Consider the following 315-nt stretch of genomic DNA (forward strand, 5'->3'; position numbering starts at 1 on the left):
CGAATCCGGCAGCTGGTTGGCCTTGAGGCTGGTCTTAACCGCCACCATGCCACACCCGATATCGACGCCGACCGCTGCTGGAATAACTGCTGCGTTCAGCGGGATCACGGAACCGACCGTCGCGCCCATGCCTGCGTGCACATCCGGCATGATTGCAACGGGACCCGCCAAGATCGGCAGGTTCGAGATATTCGTGATTTGCTTGAGTGCCTCCTGTTCGACTTCCATGTCACCGGTGAAGAAGCGAGCCTTTCCACCCAGCATCTGGCCGTACAGTTCGTTTTGTTTCATACATCCTCCTTATTTGATCAACGG

Annotated in this window: 1 protein-coding gene; it reads right to left on the bottom strand. The window is 56.8% G+C overall.

Features of this window, described 5'->3' with window-relative positions; all coding sequences use genetic code 11:
* The coding region (locus AC1RPQ_RS08280) for an RtcB family protein (protein ID WP_481762309.1) at positions 1-291 on the bottom strand (291 nt) is incomplete at its 3' end.
* Positions 292-315 lie beyond the last annotated feature (24 nt).

The organism is Dellaglioa sp. CoH-57-MRSF-21, assembly GCF_056781915.1.